Raw genomic sequence first — 15,468 nt, forward strand, 5'->3', positions numbered from 1 at the left:
ATTACAAATATAATAACTGCACTTCACCTTTGCTCGTTTTCTTAAAAACAATACGTCAATAAACAATTTTTTTGCCATTTTTTCGCCTTTCTCCGAATCCATAACTCCTTAATTACAAATCACTTATACCATTATTTCTGAGCATTTAAAATAAATTGCTCCTCGGAACTTTCCCTCCTCCTATCGAATACACAAGTTTCTGTACGTACATTCCACACAACGAGCTTTGTATTTTGTCGCTTTGGGATAAAAATTATTACCAATAATATGCTCTATCGCTTTAGCTGCCTCTTTTACACTTTGAATATTTTCTTCCGAAATAGGTACTTCCACCAATTTATTTCGACTGCGAGTATAAACCAAATACCCTTTCTCAACTTTCTTCCCAAAGTTTTCTTCAATCAACCACGCATAACAGTATAGCTGCGTTTGGTAGGTTTCATAAACTCGGTCTTTGTATTCCGCAAATTTGTAATCCAACGGCACCATCGTTCCGTCTGTCAACTCCAGTACTTCATCTACTCTACCCCGTATCAACTCATTAGTAAGGTACTGGTCGATATATTTCCCGACCGCACCTATACGTCGTCGCAAATAGTCTTTGTTTTGTTCCAATTTCAAATCATGTAGCTCGCGCCCTCGCATCACTTTGTAGTTTTTCTCCTCATATTGTGGAATCGCCAATACATACTCAAAATACGTAAATCTCGGACAGTAAAGATACTCAATTATATGCGAAGGTGTCAAGGTCATGTGGAATAAGAAGTTTTAAAATAACGAATTCAACACTCAAAAAAACAATGCTCTCACTTGGTCTGTTATAAGGTCTTTGTCAAAGGCTTGTCCCAACAAATCCGTTGACCGAAGTTCGTCTTTGCTCATCGGGAAAATATAGACTTTGTCTTTCTCTTCGTCTATTAGTTCCTCTATTTTAAGCTTTAGCATATCTTTTTCGTTGGCAGTGAGTGTTCCCAAAAAACAGGAATACTGTACCCGATACAATCCCGCTTGCTCACAAAGTTTAGCCACTTTGGTGCGACTGCGGTCTTTTTCGATGTCGTATAAAACCCAGATAATCATAAGTCCTCTGCCCCCGATGGGGAATATTAGTTTTTATTTATGAAATGAGTGAATTGGCAAAATTGTGTGCATCGAGCTGAATCACATGGCTTCGAACCAGATTTCGCCCGCGGTATCTGATAGGGTCATCGTCCAGGAATTTGGAAAAACTCATCACCAATAGCTCTTTACCAGTTTTGTTGAGGCTTACGCCATTTTGTAATTCATCCAAGTGAGATTTGTTGACTTTTTTGGCCGAAAATAACCGAAACACTACTTCGTCTGCAAATGTGCGGTACGGCTCAATGAAGTCAAACACCATGCTGAGTTGGTTGTAATCGTCGCGGTGCATAAAACCAACGTACGGATCTACCCCCGCCACAATCAGTGCTTTTTCGATTTTGCTGTATAAAATTCCGTACGCATAGTTCAAAAACGCATTAAAGGCGTCTTTGGCGGGACGCATACTACGCCCATTGAAAGTATATTCTTTGGGTAAAACATAACTCAATGTCTCAAAGTACAACCGTCCTGCTGTACCTTCCAGTCCACGTAACGTATCCGCAATTTCACCAACAGTCGGGGCATCCAAACTCGAAATAGACACCGAAAGCGCCTCTATCCGAGTCACTTTGTCGTTGAGGTAATCGACGTGCTGCGGACGATGTTTTTTTAGCTCTTTAACAAACGACAGCTGGTTATCCAACTTCGTCATAAGCCAACTTTTCACCCAGGTGACCCCTTCTTTTCCTAAGCTTGCTTCCAACTGCCGTTTTCTAATTTTGGTTGTACTGCCTAGCTTACTGTGCCACACCCTTCCAATGGGGTCGCCCGATTGTTCAATAAACAAAATGTCCACGTTATGCATCATCGCCAGTTTGATGGCATCAGTGCTCAGCGCCGAGCCTGTCGCAAGTACAATCCCAGTCACTTTCAGGGCAGAGTAATGCTTTTTTTCAAGTTCGCCCTTTTCATTCTTTTTCCGAATCTCAAACATATCGTCTTTGACGTGGACGTAGGTGCCGTAGGTATTGATGTGGAGCTGCATAAAATTAAGGTTTTGTAATTTCGCGACCGTCGTAGCATCGTTGCAATGCAACGATGCTACCAAACCCCCGCGCTACCGATTTTCCCAATCCAATACCATCAGGCAGGGTGGCATTTACCACAAAATCGCCCGTAAAAGCCAGCATTGTTTGGTTTTTAAATTGCGTGGTAGTTTGCCCCTGGACATTGAGCAAAATCATGAGTCGTGGTAAATCGGGCTGATAGGCTCCCACTCCTTTCAGAAAAGCCAAAATATTGTTTTGTAAAATTCGCTGCAACAACGCTTGCTGTTTAGATTCATCGGCATTCACGTATTCCACATGATTGGTTTGATTAAGGGGCATCCAAAGCGTCTCAAAACGGTATTTGTTCAGCGCGTTGCCCACTTCCACGGTAGCTTGTTGGTGGTTGATGTGTTTCGACAAAATCGGGTATTCTCGCCCGTCAATGTCCAACGTCCTGATTTTCAGAAATAATTCCACCAACAGTTGTGCTCCCTCACCCAAACCCACGAGCGTAGGTACACGGTTGATGACTTTGTACTGCACCAAGGGGTAAGCATAACGATACCGCAGTTCTGTTCCCGCGTCTGCCTCAAAGTGATTGTGCAACAGCGGCGAATGTTCTCGAAACACATTGCCAAAATACCCCCGCAACTTGTGCGCATCCCGCGTACGAAGGGCTATTTCGGGAAAGGTAACGGTGGTGATAGGGATGGATGTGGCATCGTTGTAATGCAACGATGCCACAGAATCAGAAATAATTTTCATCGTCTTTCCAATTTTTAGGATTATTGATGATGTAATTTTGGATGTTATACAATTCTTGTTCGCTACGAATAATTCGGTCGTAAAATTTTGGTTGCCAGGCAAATGCTGCTGCATCGTTGCAATGCGTACCATCGTTGCATTGCGTACCATCGTTGCAATGCAACGATGCAACATGCAACGATGCAACATTTTTGGAACAGGCCCCTTTGTACGAATTCAACACCCGCGATATGCTGCCTGATTTGGGGGAAATATCAGACATAAATTGATTTTTGGTGGCATTGTTGGCCTCTGTGGCATCGTTGCAATGCGTACCATCGTTGCATTGCAACGATGCCACAGGTGATATAATGGCCAAAATCCCATGAATATGATTAGGCATGACCACAAATTCGTCCAAAACAATATGGGGTGAAAACTGCGGTATTTTATACCAATTATCGTATACAATTTGCCCGACGTCAGACAATATCATTTGATTGTCAACGATTTTGCCAAAAAATGGCAATCTGTCTTTGGTACAAATCGTCACGAAATACATTCCTTCCCTGCGGTAATCATACCCTTGCAACCGAAACGATTGACGCCGATACTGAGAATAGTCATTGAAGCTAGGCATAGAAATAAAGGGTTTATGCTTAAAAATACAGTTTGCTATCATCAGTTGAGACGTTGTGGGGTGTGATTGGTATCTTTTGAGGGACGGATTTTATGGTAACATTTTCGGGGCATTATCACGTTTTATAATGGTCTTATTGACATCATAATGCCACTGTGGTATCATTTCAACGTTATTTCATCGTTTCAACATGTAGCAACGTTGCAGTGCAACGTTGAAATTTCGTAACATCATTGCCATTGCCTAACATCGTTTCAACATGTAGCATCGTTGCAATGCAACGTTGAAATTTCGTAACATCATTGCCATTGCCTAACATCGTTTCAACATGTAGCATCGTTGCAGTGCAACGTTGAAATTTCGTAACAACATTGCCATTGCATAACATCGTTTCAACATGTAGCAACGTTGCAATGCAACGTTGAAATTTCGTAACATCGTTGCCATTGCATAACATCGTTTCAACATGTAGCAACGTTGCAGTGCAACGTTGAAATTTCGTAACATCGTTGCCATTGCATAACATCGTTTCAACATGTAGCAACGTTGCAGTGCAACGTTGAAATTTTCGTAACACCATTGCCATTGCATAACATCGTTTCAACATGTAGCAACGTTGCAATGCAACGTTGAAATTTCGTAACATCGTTGCCATTGCATAACATCGTTTCAACATGTAGCAACGTTGCAATGCAACGTTGCTACAGCGACGGCATACCCTGTGTATGCAGGGGTGTTTTAGGGAAATGGGAAGTTCATAACATGACAGTTTGAGCATTGCTTGTTTCTTCTTTTGTTCTGTCAAAACCCGTAATCAAGCTGTAATAGTTTACCAGTTCTTTTTGATTTACAATATAGAGCCCGTCACAAAGAGTATTAGCATCCATATCTAACTTCAGCTCTTTTACTTTGGGCAAATATTCAGGCACACTGATAATGTGTTGATTAAAAGAAAGTTTAAACTCCTTATCGAACACTTCTTTGCTCAATTTTTTGTGAATCATGTCTAAAAACGCCTGCTTCGTATTTGCTGCATTTTCGTCAATTTCAATGTAAACAGAAGCGATACCACCCCGTTGTTCAATCACTTGAAATTTAGATACAGGAAAAGTGCTTTTGTCCTCATTGTCATAATTGAGTCGTTTCATGCTATCAAAAAACTTACGGGCTTCTGAAAACGATTTGGTGTCTTCGGCAGATAATGATTCGTAGTAAGTTTCAATGAGTTCTAAATAATGCTCTTCTCGAATCTCAGTACCAAATTTCTTAATACCAAGCTCTAATGCTTTTCGGGCTTGGGTGGTGGTGAGCCGTTCATAAATTTTCGTACAATCATCAAAATCAATGACATAGAGTGGTGAGTTCCATCTTTCAGGCGAATTTTCTCGATTGATACGACCTGCAACCTGAATGATAGAATCAATAGGTCCAATATCCCTAAAACCCATGTCAAAATCCAGGTCAACGCCAGCCTCGATAGCCTGCGTGGAAATAAGAACAGGTTTTAAGCCCGCCAATAAATCTCTCTTAACATCTTTAATAACCTGTAAGCGGGTGGCAGAGATGATGTTGGTGGATAGATAGTAAACAGGGTTTTTATAACCCGACTCCTCCACATATTCTTTTACCGCTTCAAAAACATCAACTGAACGCTTTACTAAGTTACAAACGATGAGGCAAGATTGCGATGGTTGCCAAAGGACACTAAAATAATCTTCGATAAATTGCTGGTCATTGGCTATCATTTCTGAAATTAAGGGAACAATTTTCGTTCTTTTAAATGCAGAGAAAACGCCTTCAAAGTCAGTCAATAATTCAAAGGATTGGGCTTTTTCTTCGCCTTTTTGTTCTGCAATAATTTCCCGATTTGCCAAATCAAAAGTCTTTGGTTTGGTGGCCGTCATCAATAAAACACGGGTATTCACAAACTTAGACAGATAGTGCAGTGCCGCACCAACCAAAGGCAGATGGTCTAAGCGAATAGTCTGAACTTCATCAAGAATGACGATTGCCTCTGCCAAATGATTGAATTTTTTAAGCAGTTTGTTCCTATTTCCAATCAATGTTTGTAGAAACTGTACGAACGTCGTAATTACTACGTCACTTTGCCAAGTATCCAACAACATGGTTTGTTGGTTGTAGGCAGGGTTTTCGTCGGGGTCTAAGACATTTGACTTTGTGAGTTGCTCAAACGCATCGGCAAATTGATAATGTGCCAAGACTCTCCCATTGCCCTCAAAAACTTTATCGTATTCTTTGATAGCTTGCTCAATAATATTAATGAACGGTAACGCATAAATGATTTGAGCCTCGTAGCCTTCTTTATTTCTTATTTTTTCTTTTAACCGCAAGGCAAAATCTAAAGCTGTTAGAGTTTTGCCAATACCAGTAGGGGCAGTGAGCGTAAAAAGTCGCTGGCTCAGAATGTCATCACTGTCAAGATGTTTGATAACAACACCCCTAACATAGGCACGTAACTGATTTTGTGTCAATGATTTCAGTTCGGTCGAATTGTAACGTTGAAAACTAACCTCTCCAATTCTTTTCTCAACCAACAAAGCAGGCAGCTCTACTCTGCTGTACATCACCGTTTTGGACGCATCCAACTTATCGGCTTCAATGAGCAGCGAAAACAAATAATTGATAAGGAAGTAGTTTTCAATCTTAGGGTTTTTGTTGAGATTAGTAAGATTGGAAACAGCCCTACGAAACTCTCTATCAGGGTATTGGATAAAATCAACTAAATCATTATCTCCAATTTCAGCAGTAATTTGAGAAAGGTGTTCTGACATCGTTGCGGCTTGTTGCAAAAAATAATCTTTTTGAACAACTGCGTCTTCTGTTCCAACAAATCGCTTTAAGTCCGAAATGTCCGTCAAACTTTTGTGGTGGTGGATAATCAGGTAAGCCGCTACTATGGCCAAAAACTCATCTTTGGTTTTTATGTACTTTTGAAACAATGTAAAGCCTCCAAACTTGGCGTGTTGTTTGAGATTAGGGTCAACGCCTTCTATACCAAGTAGATAATCTTGAAAAAAAGCAGAATACTTACCCAAATCATGATAAAGACAAATATCATTTAGTAATTTTTGAACATCCAAATGACCTGAAAAGCCCAGATTTTGGCAATAGGATTGAATGGCTTTGGTACGTACTCCTTCCGTATGAACCGTTAGTTTCTTAGAGCCAAAAACTTGCTCATTGCTATCTTTTTCGCTGTGTGAAAAAAATTCTTTCATTCCAAAAACAGGATATTTTGCACCTCCTCAGCGTTGGTAAGTTGGTAATGACTTCGATTCAATTCAAGACGCATTCCCGTTGGCGAAGTAGAAAAAAGTGTTCGGTTCATTTTTCTTAGTTCACGGTCGTAGTTCCTGACAAAATCGGCAGGAAGTAATTCTTCTTCAATCATTTGCAGCAAATCTTCAACTCCGCTTCGGTCAAAATCTATTCTTTCAACTGCCTCAGAAGGAACGGCTGAATGAATTGTTACGAATCCATTCGCCTCAGTTTCTTGAATTTCATTGGCGACGAAAAGTTTCACATCCAGCAATGAAGCCGTAAAATTGGCCGTGCCGAGTGTAAGGGCAAAATGCTGTTGCTTTTGAAGAACTTTCTCTTTCAGTTCATCAAAAGTTCCCTTTCCATCTTCTGAACAAGAGACATAAAGACGATATACGACCATATCTTTGCTAATATCATAGCCGCTCACGATTTCAAAAGGGGTTTGAATACGGCCACCCGATCCATCAAAATCACTTTTGCTTTTGATGCTCAAAAAATTAAGTCTGTGAAAGGTCTTTTTGAGTGGACTCATTACCCGTACACTTATACGTATGCGTTCCGATGCCAGCTCTTCGTAATAGCTATCCCGCTCTCTGCCTAAGATAGAAGCGAGCATACCCATCATAGTCGTTCGGGGCGGAATGCTAAAACTCATGGCCGTGTTATTGGCATAGTATTTTCGGAAGTGGGCGAGTTTCCCACCAACGTCTAATTGTAGTATTTCCATACTGTTACACACTGAAAGTGATACCTGATGCAGATTTTACTACCACTTCTTTAATGGCTTTATCCTCTCCTTTATTGTCCAATAACACTTTTTGCAAAGCCGACAGGTCGAGCGTCAAGTCATCAAACTTTCTGATTTGCTTCTCCTCCAAATTACCGTTGGGGACAACTTTTAAGTAATTGCGTAAATCGCCCAAGTAGCCATTATAAAATCCTTCATTATAAACCACTTCCACGTACAACTTAGGATACTGGTTTAGTTTTGAGCGAGTGGGCAATGCTGGCACACTATTCCAAATGGCATCACGGAAAGTTTCGACATCAGCATTAGTAAGCCCCGTACTTTGAGCAGCAAATTTATTGATAGTACCATTAAACGCCAGCAAACTATAATGTACCCGATAGTCCTTTCCAAAAGTGCTGTTATCATCGTTCATAATCGTAACAATCGAACTCGAATCCATCAACTGAACTTTGTGCAACGAAAAGCCCCAATTGATTTGGATTGGACCCGTATAGGGTTTGGTAAAACCATCTACGGCAAAAGCACAGCCAAACATCCTAATATCAGTAAACTCCTCTTTGACCAACTGAGCCAAAAGGTACTTGTTGAGTTCAATGCTTTCAGGCTTTTTATTGACGAAAAACTTAACCAAGTCTTCTCCATCTTTTCGTTTTTTCTTGACCTCTTCAAATTTCGTTTTCATGGTTGGATCTTCTTCAAAAAACGAATCTAAACTATTTGAATCGTCAAAAAGTTGCGCTAAAACCGCTTTCATTTTGGTGTCCATACCCACTTTTTTGTCGTCTTCCATATTGACAAAAACGTATTTGCCCGACAACGACAAGTAATCTCTGATGTAGCGTTTCAAACGAGTATCGGTTACTAAATTCGTTTCGGTCTCGTAATCCATGCGGGGCTTGTTCTCTTGGTCGGGGTCACCGTTTGGGTTGCACTGGGCCGCATCGTAAAGAAATAGAAAATCTGAATTGTTAGTGATAATTACGTTCTTTTTCATTGTTATAATTAAAGTTACCGTTGAATATTAGTTGAAGGAATAACCAGAGAGAATATAAAACAGCGCTTCATCAGGCTTCATACTCCACTGGTTTTCGTTGAAGTGTTCGGTGAACTTCTTGAAAATTGGCTCCATGTATCCATGTAATTTGAACTGCCTCATTTTGTCGTAAAGGTCATTTTTGAGCCTCACAATCTCGCTTTTTTGCATTCCGTTATAGTTGAGCTTGGCTAAAACGGGCTTACTTTCATACCCCTTTTTATACTGTTCAATTGCCACGCTGCTCACCGCTCGACCAAGGTAAAACATCGCTTTTTGGCTTGGTGTGTAGCTCATTTTTGCAAAAAAAGTTTCTATTTTTTGCTGATTTTCAGACAATTCTGCCTGTTCAGGAATATTCTCGACTTCCTGTAATTCTGTTTCTTCCATGTCGTTAAAAAGGTTTAATTGTTGAATAACTTTGAAAAGTGCTAAGTATTGAAACACTCCGTTGCGAATGGCAAAGTCGAAGGGGTTTTTGCCATAAATATTGGTGTAGCTGCCATAACGCTCATACCAATGACATAAAACCAATTCTTTGAAATAGCCAAACAACTGACTTTTGGCAATCGGGCGTTTCTCCAAAAGCTGTTTGAATAAACCCAAAGCCTCATTCTTTTTGACTTTATCTTTCCGAATCGGAATAAGGTTGTAAACAGTATAAAGATTGAACGTCAAGGGATTCCCCTCGCCCGCACTCATCACATTTTGCCAGTTCAGTCCTTCTATCTTAGTCATTTCGAGGTGAGTGTTGACAAAAATTTCAATCATTTTCTCAAAGTGCGTGCGGCTTACGTCTTTGATGACGTTGATGGTTTTGAAGAAGTTACCGTCAGACTCAAAGGCAAGAAAGGTAATCCAGTAGGGAAAATCTTCGGAACGATTATAATTTAAGTCTGCAACAACTTCCTCTAATTTCTTGTACTGAAACAGCAAGTCTGATTTCTTTGAAATAGTAGCTAAGGTAGATTCTAAATCGCTCTCATCTTTACTAAAAAGCTGTGGTATGATGCAATGATCTATACCAGCGATGCTTGTTTTATATTTTTCGAGTAAATGTTTTGAGCCTTGTTCCAAATACTTTTGAATTTCAGAACCAACCTGGTAGTTTTTAGGAAAAGCACTGCCGTCAAAACCACTCGCATAGTTAACAGTTGTTGATACAAACATTTTATTTATGTTGTACCGAGCCTTGATATTCAATTCGCCAACACTTTCTTTGAAATCACCAGTTGCGTAGCATAATTTAGGCTCACTTGTTACAGCACTATTAGATTCACCCCTCGGAAACTTGGCCTTCAAAAAATCTATATACCCATCTATATTTTTGAAGTAAGTGGGCGAAGTCCAGCCTTTTTCAGACCAAACTACCTGCGCTACTACCAAGACTATTTTTTCACTGGGGTTGAGTTTTATCTTTTGAGATTCCGCTGCAACTTCTTCCTTTGGTTGAACAAGGATCTTTTTGACATCAATCTTACCATCGGTCATGAACTGGCTTTCAAAAACCGAACGCAACCCAAAAATGGCTTCAAGGGTTTCGAATAAGTCAGTATCTTTGAGTTGAGGAAATCCTTTATCAATGGCTTCGGTAAATTGGCTTACTGTTGCACTATCAGTAGCCCCAAAAAATGTTTTTCGGATTTGTTCAAGTCCTCCGAATTCAGCACAAGTATAGATAGCTTTATTGTTACCCCCTTGAATTTTGATATTAAAAAGCCTTTGAACTGATTTTGTATCATCGTACTCGCCCAATTCACCTAATTTGATTTTACTTTCGTCTAAATCAAAGATGATAGGCAAAACATAATTGGTGATTTTTTCACCTTTCTTATTCTCGGTTTCGATTTTTGGCCAATCCAGCACATCGTCCCACTCCCCAAGGTTTTGGCTTTTTTGCTGTCCTATTTTTATTAGTGTTTGTAGCATGGGTTTGTCAATATTTTATTTCCTCAAAACAATACATTTCTTATGACAATTAACAGGACAAAGCATAGCTTTGACAGTAATTGTCACAAAAAATTTATCGAATGGTAGATTTAGGAAAAATTAAGGGATAGCGCGTTCATCAAAACAGAGACCATTACATAATTCGCAGTCGATTTGTCTCAGTTGTCCGCAATTATGACATTTCCCATTGGGGCGATTAATCAAGCCGCTACCGCTAACTTGAAAAAATGAAGAATAAATGCTATTTTTGTTCATAAATAAAAGATTTTGTTGATTAGCAAAGCTTTTAATGAGTCGACAACGGGCCTCGAATCCATGTCGACTCTTTCTTTTACCTCCAATCCATTTGTACTCTTTGGAAAACTTTACATTACCATCCATGACGGCTTACAAATTTCAATTCATATATAAGTGAAATATTTTTATTGTAAGTAGTAATGGAAAAAGGACAAGATTGTGCAAAGATATATTATTATTTTTGAAGCCTGCAAATATGTTTTGAAAATAATGAAAGGTAGGAAACCCAAACACCCTCTCGACCGCCAATTCAACAGCGTAGAAGAAGCCCCAAAGGCAAAAAAGGAGTACTTGAGGAAGGCGGTTTTGAAGGGAGTGGATTTGTCGAGTTTGAAAAGTCGCTGTATCTTCTCTTCTTTAAGTTGTATTTTCGGAAATTTATTCCATATTTGGGAATTTATTTCCCGTATTTGACGTATGGTTATTATCGCTAAATCTGCTTTAGTGAAGTTTGGTGAAAAGCACGCAGATGCCATTGTACCTTTGTTAGAATGGTATGACAATGTTTTGCAGGCAGATTGGGGGTATCTTATGGATGTAAAATCCACTTTTAATTCGGTTGATTTTGTAGGAAATGACCGGTTTGTGTTCAATATCAAAGGGAATCGTTATCGCTTAGTTGCTTTAATTCACTTCTCAATCCGTACCGTTTATATAAAATTCATTGGTACTCATGCTGATTATAACAAAATAGATGTTTCAACCATTGACTACAAACCATGAAAATCAACAACGAAGCAGAATACAAAAAAGCGTTTGAACTGTTTGATGCTTTAACGGCGGTTATGACTGACAATCCCCAAAAGCAGGCCGAGGCTCGTTTGATAGCTGAAGCAATTCAGGCCTATGAGCAGGAGTTTGTGATGTTTCCGCGCCCTTCTACACTTTCGGGAATGATTGAACTTAAAATGTACGAGATGAAACTCAAACAAAAAGATTTGGCAGAGCTTTTAGAAGTAGAGGCATCACGGGTATCCGAGCTGTTGAGCGGAAAAAGGAGGATTACGCTTGATTTAGCAAAAAAACTTCACGAACGTCTCGGTATTGATGGCAATTTTATCTTAGAAGTTGCCTGAAAATACCAGTTTCAATACCGCATCCCCGCCACAATCTCATTCAAATAATCTTTTAACCCTTGCGGCTGCATGACTTGGATATGTTTGTGAAGTCCTAATATAAAACGGCCTATCCCTCGGAAATCCCGAATTTCTACCCCTAATCGAAAGGCAAAAGGGTCTTTGTTTTTGAGCCGCTCCATGTAGGAGCGCGTTGCGGGGTATTCTTCCACCAAGAGCTGATAGGCCGTAGAAGTCAAGTGCAATTCCACAAAAATAGGCTCGGACCCCGTCCACCCAAAAATGTCTATCTCTGCCGAAACTGAGGTGTTTTCTTGCTTTTCTCTCAGTACTTCTATGTCTTCGATGCGACTTGTTTTGAAGGTTTTTACGATTTGGCTTTGGGGTTCGTAGGCATTGAGTTGGGAAAAATCATCCGTAAAACTCAACGGCTCTACCAAGCGGTCGGTGACGGTATCCGAATGAGAAGAATGATACCGCAGCAGCCGCACTTGAAGCTTGGCTTTAATGGCTTCGTTGAGTTGGGTCACGATTTGGGCGCGATGACGGTCGAGAAGCTCCGCCGCAAGTGGCACTAGCTCAGAAGTCAAATAGATTTTACGCTCAATACTAGCATAAAAAGGGCTGGATGTTTTGAGTCCAGCCAATAAGGGACGTAGCAGGGCCGTTTCTTCCAACGTGAAGGTAATTTTGGAGGTATCGGCTTCAAAAATCCAATAGCGGTTTTGGTCGTCGTGATCAAGCAAATACCCCAATTTCTCCAACAACTTCAAATACCGATACAACGAACGCGGCGAGGTATTGACGGCTCGCGCCAATTGCGGCACCGTCCGTGGCCGCTCTTTGAGCAAACTGATAAGGCGCAGTACGCGCTCAATTTTGGCCTGTTCGGTGTTGGTATCTTCTTTTGAAAAAACGGACATAAGTGCTATGATAGAGTTAAAGGGTACTTTCTAAAAAAAATGACTTTCCAAGTTGCTTTCTACTCGCAAGCTAAACTTGGAAAGTCTGACTAGGTTGAGAGTGGCGTCTTTATTTAGCGTTCAATTTTTCTTTAAACAGCTTCAAAATCCGCTTGTACTCGTCCATCCAGCTCGTAGCTTCCACAAAACCGTGGTCTTCCATTGGATAAGAAGCCATCTCCCAATTTTCTTTTTTGAGTTCAATGAGGCGTTGTACCAAACGATACGAATCTTGAATATGCACGTTGACATCTACCATACCATGACAAATCAAGAGGTGGTCGCGCAAGCCAGCGGCATGATAAATCGGCGAACTACGACGATAAGCCAGTGAATCGGTCTGTGGCTCGTTGAGGATATTTGAAGTATAGCCGTGATTGTAAGCCGCCCAGTCGGTCACGGGTCGCAGTGCCGCCCCTGCTGCAAACACCCCCGGCTTGGTAAATAGCGCCATCAACGTAATAAACCCACCATAAGAGCCACCGTAAATCCCTATACGTTTTGGATTGATGCCGTGTTTTTCGACCAAATACTTAGCCCCGTCCACGTTGTCATCCAAATCTTTGCCTCCCATAAAACGATAAATACCCGTACGCCAGTCGCGGCCATATCCCGCCGAAGCCCGATAGTCCATGTCCAAGACGGTATACCCTTGGTCGGCGAGTAAGTTGTGAAACATATATTCACGGAAATACTGACTCCACCATTTGTGGGCGTTTTGGAGATAACCTGCCCCGTGTACAAACACCACAGCCGCGCCGTTTTTCTTTTTAGGAACGTACAAACGTGCATAAATTTCGGCACCGTCCGCCGCTTTTACTTTCACGATTTGAGGCTCCCGCCAAGGGTAAGATTTAAACTCACTACTCAAGGAGCTAGTGAAAGCCTGAGCCGTGGCATTAGGCTGATTGTCTTGCAAATACAACTCCCAAGGTTTGGTAGCCGAAGAGTATCGAATCAACAATTTGGACTCATCGGGCGATAAAGCGGCATCGTTGGCACCGACCATAGTTGTCAGCCGGATGCGGTCGCCACCCGTTACTGCCATTTTGTAGAAATGTTGCTCACCAGGGTGTACTTCGTTGGAAGTAAAATAAATCGTCTTTTTATCTTTGGAGAGTTCGGCTTGTTGAACCTCAAACTTACCCGAAGTAAGGGCTTTGCGCTCTCCCGTACGAACATTGATGGTATACAAATGCGAGTAGCCTGTGGCTTCCGAATGAAAAATAATCGTCTCTTCGTCCAACCAATCGAGCCAATAGCTACCAGGGCCGCCTACCCAAGCTTCATCGCGCAAGCGATCCAATACTTTCAATTTCACCGTAGTAGGGTCAAGAAGTGCTATCCATCTGTCTTTGTTGTCTTGCGCACGGACAATCACCACTGCATATTTGCCATTTTCGGACCATTGCATACTCGTAAACTGTACCTTACGCGTAGTTGCTTTTTTGGAAGTATCGGCTTTGTAGTCTTTCACATAGTCGGGCTTATCGCTGATTCCCGTCAAATCTTTGACAGAAGCCTCGCGCACAGTATCTTTCTGAATATCATATACAAACAACTGAGTACTCATTTGCGCGGAGCCTACCTTGGTACGGGCTGGAATATCTTCCGTGAAACCTGACTCCGTAACGTAGTTGGGGACAATGGTATTTTTGGCATTCCCCACTGCTTTTACGGCTCTATAAATAATGAAATCTCCCTGAGGCGCAAGCATCACATTATCGATATTAGCGTCGTTGGTAGAGATTTCCTTGGGTCTTTTGGGTTGGTTACTCTTAGCAATCTTGTCGCCTTCTTTTTTCTTGTCGGCGCGTTCTTTCAAAATCTCAAATAGGGCCAACTGGTCATTTTTGAGCCATTTTTCTTGCTCACTAGGAGCCGCTTCTGGTTTTTTGGAACCCGCCACAAAATTGGTAAGTTGTACCAACTCGCTCGTAATCAGATGCAGCGAAAAAAGGTTCAATCCTCTTTTGAAAATGGCCCGACTTTCATCTCCGCTAAATTTCACATTTGATTCAACCTCCACAGTATTGGTCAGCCGTCGTGTTTGTCCTGTTTTGAGTTCCATCCAGTACAAGTCTCCATTTTTTTCAAAAAGCTTTTGGGTACGCGCCTTATTATAATCGCCGCTTCTTCCGGGCAAGGCAAGACGCTCAGCGGGAGTCACTTTACGGGTTTGTTTGGTTGCGAGGTCGTACACATAGAGCGAATCGCTGGTGGCATTGTCGGGGTTCCAACTAAAATACACTTTTGTGCCGTCTTCGCTCCAATAAGGACTACTGGGGGCGACTCCCATCCACTTTGGGTCGCGCATAATTTTTTCGACCGTAAGGGGAGCTAAAGTTTGTGATTGTACATAAAAACGACTTAAAAAAAGGGGAAAAATGGCCAAAATTACCCTCCAAGTTGGTTTATATAAATGTCTCATAAATAAGGGTGATGAAGAGTTAAATCGTTAAAGATAGTGTTTGAACTCCAAAGAAAATGAATCCTTCGCACAAAACGATACATAGCGGCTATATCCTTTATTTGAATAGATAAAAACAGAAAAAAATGAGTCACTGAGGAGAATTAAAACTTGCCAAGTTTATGTTTCGTAGCTATCTTGAGACAGTA

At 41.1% G+C, this 15,468-nt stretch carries 13 protein-coding genes; 2 read left to right on the top strand and 11 right to left on the bottom strand.

Annotated elements, in window-relative coordinates:
• Positions 1-180 precede the first annotated feature (180 nt).
• The 9 genes from cas4 to G563_RS0132485 form a co-directional block, all read right to left on the bottom strand.
• Positions 181-753, bottom strand: coding sequence for a CRISPR-associated protein Cas4 (gene cas4, locus G563_RS0132440; RefSeq protein ID WP_028669000.1), 573 nt, complete (start codon positions 751-753; stop codon positions 181-183).
• Between the two features lie 36 nt (positions 754-789).
• Entirely contained in the window at positions 790-1,080 is a 291-nt protein-coding gene (gene cas2 / locus G563_RS0132445) for a CRISPR-associated endonuclease Cas2 (RefSeq protein ID WP_028669001.1), read from the bottom strand.
• Positions 1,081-1,117: 37 nt separating this feature from the next.
• Positions 1,118-2,107: a CRISPR-associated endonuclease Cas1 gene (cas1, locus tag G563_RS0132450; protein WP_028669002.1), complete on the bottom strand. Its 990-nt coding sequence runs from the start codon at positions 2,105-2,107 to the stop codon at positions 1,118-1,120.
• Positions 2,108-2,111: 4 nt separating this feature from the next.
• Entirely contained in the window at positions 2,112-2,876 is a 765-nt protein-coding gene (locus G563_RS0132455; RefSeq protein ID WP_051211346.1) for a CRISPR-associated endonuclease Cas6, read from the bottom strand.
• Complete coding sequence (locus tag G563_RS0132460) at positions 2,860-3,495, bottom strand: transposase (protein WP_028669004.1); 636 nt, start codon at positions 3,493-3,495, stop codon at positions 2,860-2,862. Before G563_RS0132460 ends, G563_RS0132455 begins: the two co-directional genes overlap by 17 nt.
• Positions 3,496-4,250: 755 nt before the next feature.
• Entirely contained in the window at positions 4,251-6,734 is a 2,484-nt protein-coding gene (locus G563_RS0132470) for a CRISPR-associated helicase/endonuclease Cas3 (protein WP_028669006.1), read from the bottom strand.
• Positions 6,731-7,507, bottom strand: coding sequence for a CRISPR-associated protein Cas5 (cas5, locus tag G563_RS37430; protein ID WP_051211347.1), 777 nt, complete (start codon positions 7,505-7,507; stop codon positions 6,731-6,733). The genes G563_RS0132470 and cas5 overlap by 4 nt, the downstream gene beginning before the upstream one ends.
• A 4-nt stretch (positions 7,508-7,511) precedes the next feature.
• The gene (gene cas7b, locus G563_RS0132480) at positions 7,512-8,525 is read right to left on the bottom strand and encodes a type I-B CRISPR-associated protein Cas7/Csh2 (protein WP_028669007.1); all 1,014 of its coding nucleotides are present in this window, start codon (positions 8,523-8,525) and stop codon (positions 7,512-7,514) included.
• A gap of 27 nt (positions 8,526-8,552) precedes the next feature.
• A complete protein-coding gene (locus G563_RS0132485) occupies positions 8,553-10,493 on the bottom strand; it encodes a TM1802 family CRISPR-associated protein (RefSeq protein ID WP_028669008.1) in 1,941 nt (646 codons plus the stop codon).
• A gap of 735 nt (positions 10,494-11,228) precedes the next feature.
• On the opposite strand from G563_RS0132485, the gene G563_RS0132500 reads away from it, so the two are divergent.
• Complete coding sequence (locus tag G563_RS0132500; RefSeq protein WP_028669011.1) at positions 11,229-11,534, top strand: type II toxin-antitoxin system HigB family toxin; 306 nt, start codon at positions 11,229-11,231, stop codon at positions 11,532-11,534.
• Entirely contained in the window at positions 11,531-11,887 is a 357-nt protein-coding gene (locus G563_RS0132505; protein WP_028669012.1) for a helix-turn-helix domain-containing protein, read from the top strand. Before G563_RS0132500 ends, G563_RS0132505 begins: the two co-directional genes overlap by 4 nt.
• An 11-nt stretch (positions 11,888-11,898) precedes the next feature.
• On the opposite strand, the gene G563_RS0132510 is transcribed toward G563_RS0132505, so the two are convergent.
• Complete coding sequence (locus G563_RS0132510; RefSeq protein WP_037328815.1) at positions 11,899-12,810, bottom strand: helix-turn-helix transcriptional regulator; 912 nt, start codon at positions 12,808-12,810, stop codon at positions 11,899-11,901.
• A 109-nt stretch (positions 12,811-12,919) separates the two neighbouring features.
• Positions 12,920-15,280: a prolyl oligopeptidase family serine peptidase gene (locus G563_RS0132515; RefSeq protein WP_028669014.1), complete on the bottom strand. Its 2,361-nt coding sequence runs from the start codon at positions 15,278-15,280 to the stop codon at positions 12,920-12,922.
• Positions 15,281-15,468 lie beyond the last annotated feature (188 nt).

It is taken from the genome of Runella zeae DSM 19591 (assembly GCF_000423565.1).
GTDB lineage: Bacteria > Bacteroidota > Bacteroidia > Cytophagales > Spirosomataceae > Runella > Runella zeae.

Coding starts and splice junctions, on each gene's coding strand:
- G563_RS0132485 (WP_028669008.1), bottom strand. CDS start 10,493: ATGCTACAAACACTAATAAAAATAGGACAGCAAAAAAGCCAAAACCTT.
- G563_RS0132455 (WP_051211346.1), bottom strand. CDS start 2,876: ATGAAAATTATTTCTGATTCTGTGGCATCGTTGCATTACAACGATGCC.
- cas1 (WP_028669002.1), bottom strand. CDS start 2,107: ATGCAGCTCCACATCAATACCTACGGCACCTACGTCCACGTCAAAGAC.
- cas2 (WP_028669001.1), bottom strand. CDS start 1,080: ATGATTATCTGGGTTTTATACGACATCGAAAAAGACCGCAGTCGCACC.
- G563_RS0132505 (WP_028669012.1), top strand. CDS start 11,531: ATGAAAATCAACAACGAAGCAGAATACAAAAAAGCGTTTGAACTGTTT.
- G563_RS0132515 (WP_028669014.1), bottom strand. CDS start 15,280: ATGAGACATTTATATAAACCAACTTGGAGGGTAATTTTGGCCATTTTT.
- G563_RS0132470 (WP_028669006.1), bottom strand. CDS start 6,734: ATGAAAGAATTTTTTTCACACAGCGAAAAAGATAGCAATGAGCAAGTT.
- G563_RS0132460 (WP_028669004.1), bottom strand. CDS start 3,495: ATGCCTAGCTTCAATGACTATTCTCAGTATCGGCGTCAATCGTTTCGG.
- G563_RS0132510 (WP_037328815.1), bottom strand. CDS start 12,810: ATGTCCGTTTTTTCAAAAGAAGATACCAACACCGAACAGGCCAAAATT.
- cas7b (WP_028669007.1), bottom strand. CDS start 8,525: ATGAAAAAGAACGTAATTATCACTAACAATTCAGATTTTCTATTTCTT.
- cas5 (WP_051211347.1), bottom strand. CDS start 7,507: ATGGAAATACTACAATTAGACGTTGGTGGGAAACTCGCCCACTTCCGA.
- cas4 (WP_028669000.1), bottom strand. CDS start 753: ATGACCTTGACACCTTCGCATATAATTGAGTATCTTTACTGTCCGAGA.
- G563_RS0132500 (WP_028669011.1), top strand. CDS start 11,229: ATGGTTATTATCGCTAAATCTGCTTTAGTGAAGTTTGGTGAAAAGCAC.